Origin of the sequence: Plastoroseomonas hellenica (assembly GCF_018129085.1) — a bacterium.
In the GTDB taxonomy this organism is placed as follows: Bacteria; Pseudomonadota; Alphaproteobacteria; order Acetobacterales; family Acetobacteraceae; genus Plastoroseomonas; species Plastoroseomonas hellenica.
Genome location: NZ_JAAGBB010000001.1, coordinates 330,547 through 343,098, shown reverse-complemented (window position 1 = coordinate 343,098; position 12,552 = coordinate 330,547). Strand labels below are relative to the sequence as shown.

Here is a 12,552-nt window from a genome sequence, read left to right as displayed (position 1 = left end):
CCAAGGGGTGGTTCGGCAGCGCAGGGTTGCGCCCCCTCCCCGGCCCCGCTATACGCCCCGCTCCCCGCGCCGTGGCCACTATGGACATGCCCGGCCGGAGGAGCGCCCGTTGCCGCATGGTGCGGCAGGCAGGGCGGCCATCCCCGAGGAGGGCCAAATGTCCAAGATGAAGACCAAGAGCAGCGTGAAGAAGCGCTTCAAGCTGACCGCCACCGGCAAGGTGCTCGCGGGTCCCGGCAAGAAGCGGCACTGCCTCACGGCACGTGACAGCAAGGCGAAGCGGCAGAACCGCGGCAGCCAGGTGCTCCGCCACCAGGACGGCCTGACCGTCCTGCAGTGGATGCCCTACGGCAGCGCGCGGTAAGGAGACGCAGCCATGGCACGTGTGAAGCGCGGCGTTACCAAGCACGCCCGGCACAAGAAGATCCTGCGGCTGGCCAAGGGCTATGTGGGCCGGTCGAACAACGCCTACCGCCCCGCCCTGGAGCGGGTCGAGAAGGCGCTCCGCTACGCCTACCGCGACCGCCGGAACAAGAAGCGCGAGTTCCGCGCACTCTGGATCCAGCGCATCAACGCAGCGGTGCGCGAGCATGGGCTGACCTATTCGAAGTTCATCGCCGGCGTGAAGGCGGCGGGCATCGAGATGGACCGCAAGGTGATGGCCGCCATCGCCTTTGACGATCCGAAGGGTTTTGCGGCGCTGGTCGAAAAGGCCCGCGCCGGCCGCCCCGCCTAAGCTTCCGGCGGGTTTCCTAACCGGCGAAGGGCCGCACCCCACCAGGGGCGCGGCCCTTCGTTTTTCTGTGCCATGCGCAAGGACGACCCCGATGTCCGCCGATGATCTCCAGGCGCTCCGCGCCGATACCGAAGCGGCGATCGCCACCGCCGCCGACCTCCGGACACTCGATGCCGTGCGCGTCGCAGTGCTGGGCAGGAACGGCACGCTGACCGGGCTGCTGAAGGGCCTGGGCGCCGTGGCGCCGGAACTGCGGAAGGAACGCGGCGCCGCCGTGAACCGGGTCAAGGCGGTGATCGAGGCGGCGCTCGATGCGCGCCGGGCCGTGCTGGAGGCGGCCTCGCTCGACACGCGGCTGGCGGCGGAGCGGGTCGATGTGACGCTGCCGCCGCGGCCACAGGCGCCGGGAACGGCGGCAGAGGGCGGCATCCACCCGATCAGCCGCACCATCGAGGAGCTGACGGCGATCTTCGGCGCCATGGGCTTCGCAGTCGTCGAGGGACCGGACATCGAGAGCGACTGGCACAATTTCGGTGCGCTCAATATCCCGGACCATCACCCGGCACGCCAGGACCAGGACACCTTCTATTTGCCCGGCCGCGACGCGGAGGGGCACCAGATCGTGCTGCGGACCCAGACCAGCCCGCTGCAGGTGCGGACCATGCTGGGGCAGGAGCCGCCGATCCGCATCATCGCGCCGGGCCGCACCTGGCGCGCCGACCATGACGCGACGCATTCGCCGATGTTCCACCAGGTCGAAGGCCTGGTGATCGATCGCGGCATCACGCTGGCGCATCTCAAGGGCTGCCTGGTGGATTTCCTGCGCAGCTTCTTCGGCATCTCTGACCTGCCGGTGCGCTTCCGCGCCAGCTACTTCCCCTTCACCGAGCCTTCGATGGAGGTCGATATCGGGTGGAACCGGAAGACCGGCGAGCTCGGCAAGGGCAGCGATTGGCTGGAGATCCTGGGCAGCGGCATGGTGCATGCGAAGGTGCTGGCCAATGCCGGCCTCGACCCGCGGGAGTGGCAGGGCTTCGCCTTCGGCATGGGAATCGAGCGCATCACCATGCTGAAGCACGGCATGAACGATCTGCGCCCTTTCTATGAGGCGGATTTGCGCTGGCTGAAGCACTACGCGGCGGACCCGCTGGCGCCGCCCTCGCTGGCAGAAGGGATCTGAGGCGATGAAGTTCACCCTGTCCTGGCTGCGCGAGCACCTCGAGACCAGCGCGACGCTGGATCAGATCACGACAACCCTCTCCTCCATCGGGCTCGAGGTGGAGGGCGTGGAGGATCGCGCCGCGGCGCTCGCCTCCTTCCGCATCGCGCAGGTGGTGGAGGCGGTGCAGCACCCCAATGCCGACAGGCTGCGGGCGCTGAAGGTCGATGGCGGCGACGGCAAGCTGCTCAGCGTCGTCTGCGGTGCGCCGAATGCGCGCGCCGGCATGAAGGGCGTGCTGGCGCTGCCCGGCGCCTTCATCCCCGGCACCGGCATCACGCTGAAGAAGGGCGAGATCCGCGGCGTCGCCAGCGAGGCGATGATGCTCTCGGCGCGGGAGATGGGCCTCGGCGACGATCACAGCGGCATCGTGGACCTGCCGGCGGATGCGCCGCTCGGCCAGTCCTATGTGCAGTATGCGGGCCTCGACGATCCGATCATCGAGATCGCGGTGACGCCAAACCGTGGCGACGCGCTCTCGGTGCGCGGCGTGGCGCGGGACCTGGCGGCGGCGGGCCTCGGCACGCTGAAGCCCTGGGGCGCAGAGCCGGTGAAGCCGGCCTATCCCGCACCGCTCGCCTGGGAGATCGCGGATCCGCGCGCCTGCCGCTGGGTGCTGGGGCGAGCGGTGCGCGGCTTGAAAAACGGACCCTCCCCGCAATGGCTGCGGGACCGGCTGACCGCGATCGGGCTCCGGCCGATCAGCGCGCTGGTCGATGTGACGAACTGGTTCACCTTCGACCTGGGGCGGCCGCTGCATGTCTTCGACGTCGCCAAGGTGAAGGGCAAGACGCTCACGATGCGCATGGCGCGCGAGGGCGAAGAGCTGGTCGCGCTGAACGGCAAGACCTATGCGCTGACCGCGGAGGATGGCGTCATCGCCGATGCGGCCGGCGCCGAGGCGCTGGGCGGCGTGGTCGGCGGCGAGCCGTCCGGCTGCGACGAGACGACGACCGAGTGCTTCATCGAATGCGCGCTGTTCGACCCGGTGCGGATCGCGCTGTCGGGCCGGCGCCACGCCGTCCATACCGATGCGCGGGCGCGCTTCGAGCGTGGCGTCGATCCGGCGTTGATGCCGGTGGCGCTGGAGGCGGCGACGCGGATGATCATCGCGCTCTGCGGCGGCGAGGCCAGTGCCGTGAGCGAGGCCGGCGCTGAGCCTGCCTGGCGGCGCAGCGCGAGCCTGCGTTTCGAGCGGCTGGCGGGTCTCGGCGGCGCCGAGGTTGCGGCAGATGAGGCGGTCGGCATTCTGGAACGCCTCGGATTCGCAGTGGAGGCGCGTGACGCGGCGCAGGTGACGGTCGCGGTGCCGTCCTGGCGCAATGACATCGCGGGCAGCGGCGCATTGACCCAGGCGCCGGGCCTCTCGCCCGAACGTGCGGCGAAGGCAGCCGAAGGCTGTGCGGCCATCGAGCCGGAGGCCGACCTGGTGGAGGAGGTGCTGCGCATCCGCGGCCTCGACACCATCGCGCCGGTGTCGCTGCCGGTCGCATCCCCGGTGCCGACGGCGGCGCTGAGCGCCAGGCAGGCGCGTGCGGCCTTGGCGCGGCGGGTGCTGGCGGCGCGCGGCATGCAGGATTGCGTGACCTACGGCTTCCTCGACCAGGCGACGGCAGTGCTGTTCGGCGAGACGCCGGAGACGCTGCGGGTCGCCAACCCGATCGCGGCGGATCTCGATCAGATGCGGCCGACACCGGTCGTCTCCCTGCTGATGGCGGCCGCGCGCAACGCGGCGCGCGGCTACCCGGCAGTGGCGTTGTCGGAGCTCGGCGGCGCCTATCGCGGCACCGGGCTCGATGGCCAGTTGCAGGTCGCGGCCGGCGTGCGTACCGGCGAGACGCCGCGAAATTGGGCGGCGCCGGCGCGGGCGGTCGATGCCTTCGACGCGAAGGGCGATGCGCTGGCGGTGCTGACGGCGCTCGGCGTGCCGATGGCGGCGCTGAGCGTGACCGCGGATGCGCCGGGCTTCTATCACCCGGGCCGCTCGGGCGTGGTGCGGCAGGGGCCGAAGACGGTGCTGGCGACCTTCGGTGAGGTGCATCCGCATGTCGCTGCCCAGCTCGATATCGCCGGGCCGGCGGTGGCCTTCGAGGTGTTCCTGGATGCGGTGCCGGAGCCGAAGCGGCGGAAGAAGTCCGCGCCGGAGCTCTCGACCCTCCAGCCGCTGCGGCGCGACTTCGCCTTCCTGGTCGATGCCGGCATCGCCGCCGAGGCGGTGCTGCGCGCGGCCCGCGGCGCCGAGCGGGCGATGATCGCCGATGTCGCGCTGTTCGACCGCTACGCCGGCGACAAGCTACCGGAAGGCAAGGTCAGCCTCGCGATCGAGGTCACGCTGCAGCCGCGGGAGGCGACGCTGACCGATGCAGAGATCGAGGCGGTGGCAGCGAAGATCGTGGCCGCCGTCACCAAGGCGACAGGCGCATCGCTGCGCGCGTGAAGCGTCCGAAGCGCCAGGGAACGCTGTTCCCTGGTCCTTCGCGTCACGCCTCGCCCAGGTAAGCGGTCGCGTCGATCTCGACCAGGCAGTCCGGCGACCCAAGCCCGGTGACGATGCAGGACACGCGGTGCGGCGGGTCCTCGGCGAAATTGGCGAAATAGACCTCGTTCATCGGCGCCCAGTTCGCCCGGTCGGTCACGTAGACCGTGCACTTCACCACATCCTTCATGGTGCCGCCGGCCTCCTCGATCAGGGCGCGGATATTGTCGAGCGTCTGCTGCGTCTGCGCGCGGACATCGCCGATGGCGAAGCGCCCCTCGACGTCGCGGCCGGTGGAGCAGACGAACATGAAGCCGCCGGCGACGGTCGCCTGGGCGAAGGGCAGCGAGGGCTTGAAGACCTTGTCGGAGGCGATGGCACGCTTCGGCATGATGACCCATCCTGATGCGGTGGCGCCGCGATGCTGCGCGGCGGAGCGGTGATTGACAGATCATGCCCGGGGCCGGAGCTTCTGAATACAAACTCCAAACATCCGGGGACCTCCATGATCGCGCGCCGCCCTTTCCTGCTGGGCGCTTCTGCCCTGCCCCTCGTGGCGCCCGCGATCGCGCAGATCCTGCCGGGCGGACGGCCGATGCGCTGGGTGGTGCCCTTCCCGCCCGGCGGCGCCGCGGACGCGATCGGGCGGCTCTGGGCCGATGCGGTCACCACCACCACCGGCCAGCCGATCGTCATCGAGAACCGGGGCGGCGCGAGCGGGGTGCTCGGCGTGCAGGCGGTGCAGCAGGCGCCGGCCGACGGATCGGTGCTTGGCGTCTTCAGCATCGCCTTCTTCACCGCGCTGCCGCTGATGATGGCGCGCGCGCCCTATGACCCGGACCGGGACCTGACGCCGATCATCCAGCTCGTCACCTCGACGGTGATGTGCTGCGTGACGGCGGAGCGGGCACGGGAGCGGGGCTGGACGGATTTTCGCAGCCTGATCGCCTGGGCGAAGCGGCCCGGCAACCGGCTGATCAAGGGTTCCGCCGGCAATGGCAGTGCCGCGCATCTGCTGATCGCCACCATCGCGCGGCGCACCGGCGCCGAGATCGAGCATGTGCCCTATCGCGGCGGCGCGCCGGCGTTGAACGACCTGCTCTCCGGTCAGATCGACATGGTGTTCGACTTCATGCCGGCGCTGATGCCGCAGGTCGCGGCCGGCCGCCTGCTGCCGCTGGCGGTCGGCAGCAACGCCCGCAGCCCGCTGATGCCGGGGGTGCCGGGCCTCGGCGAGTTCGCCGACCTCGGTATCGGCGACCTCGACCTGCAATCCTGGAACGCGCTGACCGGCCCGCGCGGGCTGCCGGCGGACATGCAGGAGCAGATCGCCGTGGCAGTGCGGCGAAGCGCCGGGGCGCCAGGGCTGGAGCGGCGGCTGCACGCCAGCGGCCTGGTGCCCGCCACGACTGACGGACCGGTGGCGACGCGGGCCAAGATTGCCGCCGACGCGCCCCGCTGGCGGGAGATGGTGGAGGTTTCGGGCGCCCGGATCGAATAGCGGGATCGCAGGCACGGCTTTGATTTCCGGCGCTTTTGCACTATCTGACCCGACAGAACGCCGGCGGACGAGCCCGCGCCCGCCCCCGCTCCCGGAAGCCCATGACCGACACGCCGCTCAGCCTGATCCGCAACTTCTCCATCATCGCCCATATCGACCATGGGAAGTCGACGCTCGCCGACCGCCTGATCCAGCTCACCGGCGGCCTTTCCGCGCGCGAGATGACCGAACAGGTCCTCGACAACATGGATATCGAGAAGGAGCGCGGCATCACCATCAAGGCGCAGACCGTGCGCCTGACCTATCCGGCCAAGGACGGCAAAACCTACGTCCTCAACCTGATGGACACGCCGGGCCATGTCGACTTCGCCTATGAGGTGAGCCGCAGCCTCGCTGCCTGCGAAGGCTCCCTGCTCGTGGTCGATGCCTCCCAGGGGGTCGAGGCGCAGACGCTGGCCAATGTCTACCAGGCGATCGATGCCGGGCATGAGATCGTGCCGATCCTGAACAAGGTCGACCTGCCGGCGGCCGAGCCGGATCGGGTACGCCAGCAGATCGAGGATGTGGTCGGGCTGCCGGCCGATGACGCCGTCGAGATCAGCGCCAAGACCGGCCTCAATATCGAAGGCGTGCTGGAAGCGATCGTGACGCGGCTGCCGCCGCCCAGCGGCGACGCGAGCAAGACCTTGACCGCGCTGCTGGTCGACAGTTGGTACGACCCCTATCTCGGCGTCGTCGTGCTGGTGCGGGTGAAGGACGGCCATCTGCGGCGCGGCCAGAAAATCCGCATGATGGCCAAGGGCCAGACCCACGTCGTCGAGCAGGTCGGCGTCTTCACGCCGAAGATGGTGGCGGTGGACAGCCTCGGCCCGGGCGAGATGGGCTATGTTACCGCGGCCATTAAGACGGTCGCGGACACCAATGTCGGCGACACGCTGACCGATGACCGCAACCCGGCCACCGAAGCGCTGCCAGGTTTCAAGCCGAGCGTCCCGGTGGTGTGGTGCGGCCTCTATCCGGTCGATGCCGCTGATTTCGAGAAGCTGCGCGAATCCTTGGGCAAGCTCAGGTTGAACGATGCCAGCTTCCACTTCGAGGCGGAGTCGAGCGCCGCACTCGGCTTCGGTTATCGCTGCGGCTTCCTTGGCCTGCTGCACCTCGAGATCATCCAGGAGCGGCTGTCGCGCGAGTTCGACCTGGACCTGATCGCGACCGCGCCTTCGGTTGTCTACAAGATCCGCAGCACCAAGGGCGAGCTGAGCGACCTGCACAACCCGGCCGACATGCCGGACCCGTCGCTGATCGACACCATCGAGGAGCCGTGGATCAAGGCGACCATCATGGTGCCGGACGAGTATCTCGGCTCGATCCTGACGCTGTGCTCGGAGCGGCGTGGGCAGCAGGTGGAGCTGACCTATGTCGGCAACCGCGCCATGGCGGTCTACCGGCTGCCGCTGAACGAGGTGGTGTTCGATTTCTACGACCGGCTGAAGTCCGTGAGCCGCGGCTACGCCTCCTTCGACTATGCGATGGACGGCTATGAGGCGGGCGACCTCGTGAAGATCAGCATCCTGGTGAATGCGGAGCCGGTGGACGCGCTGTCCTTCATGGCGCATCGCAGCCAGGCCGACCGGCGCGGGCGGTCGATCTGCGAGAAGCTGAAGGAGCTGATTCCCCGCCAGCTCTTCAAGATCCCCATTCAGGCGGCGATCGGCGGGCGCGTGATCGCGCGCGAGACGATCAGCGCCATGTCCAAGGATGTCACCGCAAAATGTTATGGCGGCGACATCAGCCGCAAGCGCAAACTCCTCGACAAGCAGAAGGAGGGCAAGAAGCGCATGCGGCAGTTCGGCAAGGTGGAAATACCACAGAGCGCCTTCATCGCCGCGCTCAAGATGGATGCCTGAATCCAGGATGGATGCCTGATTCGGAACTCGAATAAGCCGGAGGAAACAAGGAACCATGTCCCCGACCCGTCGCCTGCTGGGTGCGCTGGCACTTGGCGCGCTCGCCGCTGCTCCTGCCGCGGCCCAGCAATATCCCACGCGTCCGATCAGCATCGTGGTGCCCTTCGCGGCCGGCGGGCCGACCGACACGGTGTCGCGGCTGGTCGCCGAGGTCATGGGCCGCGACCTCGGCCAGAACGTGGTGGTCGAGAATGTCGGCGGCGCCGGCGGCACGCTTGGCGCCAATCGCGTGGCGCAGGCCCGGCCGGATGGCTACACGCTGCTGCTGCACCACATCGGCATGGCGACGACGCCGGCGCTCTATCGCCGCCTGCCCTACGACCCCGTGAACGGCTTCGAGCCGATCGGCCTGATCACCGAGGTGCCGATGACGCTGATCGCGCGCCCCGACTTCCCGGCCAATACCCTGGCCGAGGCGGTGGCGGTGATGCGCCAGCGGCGCGACCAGCTCAACTACGCCAATGCCGGCATCGGCGCGGCCAGCCACCTCTGCGGCCTGCTGCTGATGAGTCGCATCGAGGCGGCGATGACGACCGTCCCCTTCCGCGGCACCGGCCCGGCCATGCAGGAGATCCTGGGCGGCCGCGTCGACCTGATGTGCGACCAGACGACCAACACCACCGAGCAGATCCGCGCCCGCGCGGTGAAGGTCTTCGCGGTGACGACGCGGGAACGGGTCTCGGCGCTGCCCGATGTGCCGACCGCGGCCGAGGCCGGGCTGCAGGGGCTGGAGGTGACGATCTGGCACGGCCTCTATGCGCCGCGCGGCACGCCCGCACCGGTGATCCAGCGCCTGTCCCAGGCCCTGCAGGCGGCGCTCAGGGACCAGCGGCTGATCACGCGCTTCAATGAGCTCGGCACCGCGCCGGTGGCGCAGGACCAGGCGACGCCGGCGGCGCACCGGGCCTTCTGGCTGGCCGAAATCGAGAAGTGGCGGCCACTGATCCAGGCGGCCGGACAATACGCCGACTAGTTTGATAGAGGTGGGTTGATGCAAGGGCGCGGCCTGATTATGGTCCGCGCCCTTACGGCGCCCGGATGACGGATGCCTTGCGGATGGGTGGCCGAGCGGTCGAAGGCGCGCGCCTGGAAAGTGCGTATACGTCAAAAGCGTATCGTGGGTTCGAATCCCACCCCATCCGCCATTTTTGTTTGCTCGCGGCGGCCACACCAACCCTGCACGCGCTGCGAAAGCGGCCAGGCGCCCCTTCGTGATCTTCGGTACCGCCGACGCGAACCCCGGGCCAGCAGACGGTCATCCCTGCCCAATACTCACGGAGATGATGTCGTTTATTCCCGGTCGCGGTATGGTCCGGGCAAAAGCACCGCGATGCGCGCCCCTTCAGGGTGTTGCACGGCCGAAACTGGGAGACGTCCAATGCAGACTCGCCGCGAAGCCCTGTCGCTCGCCCTTACCGCCGGGCTGGCGCCGTCAGTCGTCCGTGCACAGTCCACGCAAGCTTGGCGGCCAACGCGGCCGATCCGGATGATCGTCCCCTTCGCCCCCGGCGGCTCGAACGACATCGTCGGGCGGATCATCGCGGAATCGGCAAGCCAGGCGCTCGGCCAGACGGTCGTCATCGAGAATCGCGCCGGCGCCGGCAGCGTGATCGGCTCCGAGCATGTCGCGCGCTCGGCACCGGATGGCTACACGGTGCTGATCAACAGCTCGCATTCCACGGTGCCGGCGATCGTCGCGCGCATGCCCTACAACGCCGTCGACGATTTTGTCGGCGTGGCGGTGGCCGGCTTCTCGCCATATGTGCTTGTCGTCAATCCGCAGCTTCCGGCCCGGACGGCGCAGGAACTGCTGGCGCTGCTGAAGGCCGCGCCGGGCCGCTACAACATCGCCACGGCCGGTACCGGCAGCGGCGTGCACGTCGGGGCGGAACTATACCGCTCCGTCGCCGGGGTGGAGGCCGAGCTGGTGCATTACCGCGGCGGCGGCCCGAGCGTCGCAGCATTGGTCGCCGGAGAAGCGCAGATCGGCGCGCCGACGATGGCCTCCTCGATCGGGCAGGTCCGTGGCGGGGCGCTGCGCGCGCTCGCGGTGCTGGCGGAGCAGCGCAGCCCGGCGCTGCCCGACGTGCCGAGCGCGCCCGAGGCCGGCCTGCCCGGGCTGATCCATGAGGAGTTCTTCCCCATCCTCGCCCCCGCCGGCACGCCGGCGCCCGTGGTCGCCGCGCTGGGCGCCGCTTTCCGAGGCGCGATCCAGCAGAATGTCGCGAAGCTCAATGAGCTGGCCGGGGTCGCGCCGCGGGCGGGCTTCGAGACCTCGGCGCAGGTGATCACTCTGGTCCGCGAGGGTGTCGAGCGCTACACGGCGATCCTGCGCGCGGCGGGCGTGCAGCCGGAGTAGCGGCGCCCCTCCGGACAGCTGGAGCATGATGCGCTCGCAAGCGCTCACGCATCATGTTCCAACCCTTGTTTGATCGCGTGATTCAGACTTTTCGGCGATGCCGCCTCGAATCATCACACTCTACGGCGCCATGAAGCGCCGCAGAACATTCTCCAGCAGGCGCGAGACCGGGCCGGCAAAGGCCTGGCCATCCCAGAGGCTGCCGCAGAAGGTGATGGAGCCCACGGAGAAGACCGCGCCGCCGCCGGGAGTGGTGAAATAGACGATCTCGCCCCGCTGCAGATCCGCGGGGCGCTCGCCCGTCACCGTCGCGACATGCGACAGAAGTTCCTCCGGCACGGTGACGAAGGAGGAAGGTGGCGGCCCCGACCGGGCGAGGATCGCGGCCTCGGGCGGCGTTCCCAGCCGAACGTCGGCGCGGTCCAGCTCGAAGCCGGCGCCGCCGCCGCCGGACAGCCCGGTATCCCCGAACTGCTCGGGCACGCCTTCCATGATCCAGGCATGCTCCGGGGCGTGGGAATCCGGCAGGCGCCGGAAATGCGTCCCCTCGAACAGCCCCTGGGCGGAGAAGCCCACGCCAACCAGCATCTGCGGTGGCCGGCGGTTCCGCCGCCACAACCCGCCGAGCTGCCCGTCGAGCTGGTGGTGGTACTCGCCCGGCTCCGCGTCCCAGGCGCGAATCCCGCCCTCGGCGCGGCGGACCTCGATCAGATGCGGCCGCGCGGGATCGCGGGCGATGCGCCAGTAGAAGCCATTGCCGCCGAGGTAAAGCAGCTTGCCGCCCCCATCGCGATAATCGGTCAGCGCATCGAGCATGCGGTCAGTGTGGTATTCGGGATGCGAACCGGTGAGCAGGGCGCGATAGGGCGCGATCAGCCCTGGCCCTTCATCGTCGAGGTCCTCGTCGGTGATGACGTCGAAGGCGATACCCTGCGCCTCCAGCCAGGCCAGCAGATGCGTGTCGGCCGGGTAGTGCCGGAGGCCGGAGCCGCGCGCGTCGTTGAAGGTCAGATAGCCCGGCCGCATCGTCAGGATGGGCCGCAGCCGCGACGAGAGCGCGATGCCGCTGCCATCGGGGTGGCGGTTGTAGGTCGAGAAGCCGAAGCCGCGCACCTGGTCGGGATTGTGCGGATAGGCGCCCCAGTCGGCGACGCGCGCGTGATAGGCCGCATCGGCATTGCCGCGGGCGTGGTTCGCATAGGCCTGATAGGTGAAGGTGGAGGCGAGGAAGGCGACCGGCGCGGTGGCACGCCCGCGCGGCGGCAGCACGTAAAAGGGCAGCCAGTCCTCGCCGCCCTCCGCCGTCAGATGGAAGGCGTAGCAGCCGCTCGCCATGCCGTCCGGCACGTCGAAATGGAAGGACGGCGCCCAGCGGCAATCCTCGATGTCGTCGGCATGGAAGTGGATGGCCGCATAGTCTTCGGCCGCATGGCGCCAGCAGGTCTCCCGGCCGCTCCAGCAAGCCCCGACCACCGCCTGGGTCGGCGCGTTCATCAGCGTGCCGTGCAGCGCATCGGGTCCGATATCGGCCACCGCGTCGGTCCCGATGCTCCTGGCGAAGTCCCAATGGGCGCGGATCGCGGCCGCGGCGACTGGCGGGATGTCCAGCGCCGATGGCCAGGATTCGGCGAAGGCAGCCGCGGCCAGCGGCGCCTCGATCTTGCCCGTGAAGTGATCGCAGGGCGCGTCGATGCCGCGTGCGGCGATGAGCACGCCCTGCACGGCCGGCATCGGGCCGGCGGGCAGGCGCATCTCCGCCGTTGCCGCGCCGCCGGGGCCTGTCTGGCCGAGCAGCAGCCGCCCCGTGCCGGGATCATGCGCGAGCCAGAGGCGATGCCATGCGCGCGGCGCAAGCGGCTGCTGGGTGGCGAGGCGATGCGTCGCGCCGCCGAGCGTCACCTCCGCCTCGGCGCCCGCGGTGCCGGCACGCAGCGCCACGGCACCGCCGCCGCCTTCGGCGGAGAGTACGGTTGCCGCCGGCTGCTCGCCCCGCATCCAGACCAGCGCGGACCAGCAGCGCGGCTCCTCTGCGCCGAAGCGCGGGCCGCCGTGGATCAGCGCATGGGAGCCGAGTTGCACCGGCTGGTGCCGGCCCTCGAAGCTCAGGTCCAGCAGCTCCGGCATTGGCCGCAGATCCATCCCCGGCCCCGCGGGATTGGGATCGGCGGACACCACCCGCACGACCCTGACCCGGCACGGCCCCGGTGCCCGGAGGCTGACATGGGCGGTGAAGCGCCCGCCCGGGCGCCGCGACAGCCGGTCGAGATAGCCCGTGACGGGCGGCAACGGGTCCA

10 protein-coding genes and 1 tRNA gene are annotated in these 12,552 nt (G+C 69.8%); 9 read left to right on the top strand and 2 right to left on the bottom strand.

Annotated features, from left to right (window positions below; translation table 11 throughout):
* The first annotated feature begins 157 nt into the window (after positions 1–157).
* The 4 genes from rpmI to pheT all read left to right on the top strand — a co-directional run bounded on the left by rpmI (position 158) and on the right by pheT (position 4,392).
* A complete protein-coding gene (rpmI, locus tag GXW71_RS01390) occupies positions 158–364 on the top strand; it encodes a 50S ribosomal protein L35 (RefSeq protein ID WP_211850585.1) in 207 nt (68 codons plus the stop codon).
* Positions 365–376: 12 nt separating this feature from the next.
* A complete protein-coding gene (rplT, locus tag GXW71_RS01385; RefSeq protein WP_211850584.1) occupies positions 377–736 on the top strand; it encodes a 50S ribosomal protein L20 in 360 nt (119 codons plus the stop codon).
* A gap of 91 nt (positions 737–827) precedes the next feature.
* Positions 828–1,916, top strand: coding sequence for a phenylalanine--tRNA ligase subunit alpha (gene pheS, locus GXW71_RS01380; protein WP_211850583.1), 1,089 nt, complete (start codon positions 828–830; stop codon positions 1,914–1,916).
* Positions 1,917–1,920: 4 nt separating this feature from the next.
* Positions 1,921–4,392 carry a phenylalanine--tRNA ligase subunit beta gene (gene pheT, locus GXW71_RS01375; protein ID WP_211850582.1) on the top strand — a complete coding sequence of 824 codons (2,472 nt, stop codon included), beginning with the start codon at positions 1,921–1,923 and terminating at the stop codon, positions 4,390–4,392.
* A gap of 43 nt (positions 4,393–4,435) precedes the next feature.
* Here pheT and GXW71_RS01370 read toward each other — a convergent pair whose 3' ends face one another.
* Positions 4,436–4,822 carry a RidA family protein gene (locus GXW71_RS01370; RefSeq protein ID WP_211850581.1) on the bottom strand — a complete coding sequence of 129 codons (387 nt, stop codon included), beginning with the start codon at positions 4,820–4,822 and terminating at the stop codon, positions 4,436–4,438.
* 114 nt (positions 4,823–4,936) lie between these two features.
* On the opposite strand from GXW71_RS01370, the gene GXW71_RS01365 reads away from it, so the two are divergent.
* The 5 genes from GXW71_RS01365 (at position 4,937) to GXW71_RS01345 (ending at position 10,258) form a co-directional block, all read left to right on the top strand.
* Positions 4,937–5,932, top strand: coding sequence for a Bug family tripartite tricarboxylate transporter substrate binding protein (locus tag GXW71_RS01365; protein ID WP_211850580.1), 996 nt, complete (start codon positions 4,937–4,939; stop codon positions 5,930–5,932).
* A 101-nt stretch (positions 5,933–6,033) separates the two neighbouring features.
* Complete coding sequence (gene lepA / locus GXW71_RS01360; RefSeq protein WP_211850579.1) at positions 6,034–7,839, top strand: translation elongation factor 4; 1,806 nt, start codon at positions 6,034–6,036, stop codon at positions 7,837–7,839.
* Positions 7,840–7,894: 55 nt separating this feature from the next.
* The gene (locus tag GXW71_RS01355) at positions 7,895–8,872 is read left to right on the top strand and encodes a tripartite tricarboxylate transporter substrate binding protein BugD (RefSeq protein ID WP_211850578.1); all 978 of its coding nucleotides are present in this window, start codon (positions 7,895–7,897) and stop codon (positions 8,870–8,872) included.
* Positions 8,873–8,953: 81 nt separating this feature from the next.
* Positions 8,954–9,044, top strand: a tRNA-Ser gene (locus GXW71_RS01350).
* Positions 9,045–9,277: 233 nt separating this feature from the next.
* Positions 9,278–10,258, top strand: a complete 981-nt coding sequence (locus GXW71_RS01345) for a Bug family tripartite tricarboxylate transporter substrate binding protein (RefSeq protein WP_211850577.1) — start codon at positions 9,278–9,280, stop codon at positions 10,256–10,258.
* Positions 10,259–10,378: 120 nt separating this feature from the next.
* On the opposite strand, the gene GXW71_RS01340 is transcribed toward GXW71_RS01345, so the two are convergent.
* On the bottom strand, positions 10,379–12,544 hold the full coding sequence (locus GXW71_RS01340) for a N,N-dimethylformamidase beta subunit family domain-containing protein (RefSeq protein WP_246526177.1): 2,166 nt from the start codon (positions 12,542–12,544) through the stop codon (positions 10,379–10,381).
* Between the last annotated feature and the right edge of the window lie 8 nt (positions 12,545–12,552).

Coding starts and splice junctions, on each gene's coding strand:
- rpmI (WP_211850585.1), top strand. CDS start 158: ATGTCCAAGATGAAGACCAAGAGCAGCGTGAAGAAGCGCTTCAAGCTG.
- rplT (WP_211850584.1), top strand. CDS start 377: ATGGCACGTGTGAAGCGCGGCGTTACCAAGCACGCCCGGCACAAGAAG.
- pheS (WP_211850583.1), top strand. CDS start 828: ATGTCCGCCGATGATCTCCAGGCGCTCCGCGCCGATACCGAAGCGGCG.
- pheT (WP_211850582.1), top strand. CDS start 1,921: ATGAAGTTCACCCTGTCCTGGCTGCGCGAGCACCTCGAGACCAGCGCG.
- GXW71_RS01370 (WP_211850581.1), bottom strand. CDS start 4,822: ATGCCGAAGCGTGCCATCGCCTCCGACAAGGTCTTCAAGCCCTCGCTG.
- GXW71_RS01365 (WP_211850580.1), top strand. CDS start 4,937: ATGATCGCGCGCCGCCCTTTCCTGCTGGGCGCTTCTGCCCTGCCCCTC.
- lepA (WP_211850579.1), top strand. CDS start 6,034: ATGACCGACACGCCGCTCAGCCTGATCCGCAACTTCTCCATCATCGCC.
- GXW71_RS01355 (WP_211850578.1), top strand. CDS start 7,895: ATGTCCCCGACCCGTCGCCTGCTGGGTGCGCTGGCACTTGGCGCGCTC.
- GXW71_RS01345 (WP_211850577.1), top strand. CDS start 9,278: ATGCAGACTCGCCGCGAAGCCCTGTCGCTCGCCCTTACCGCCGGGCTG.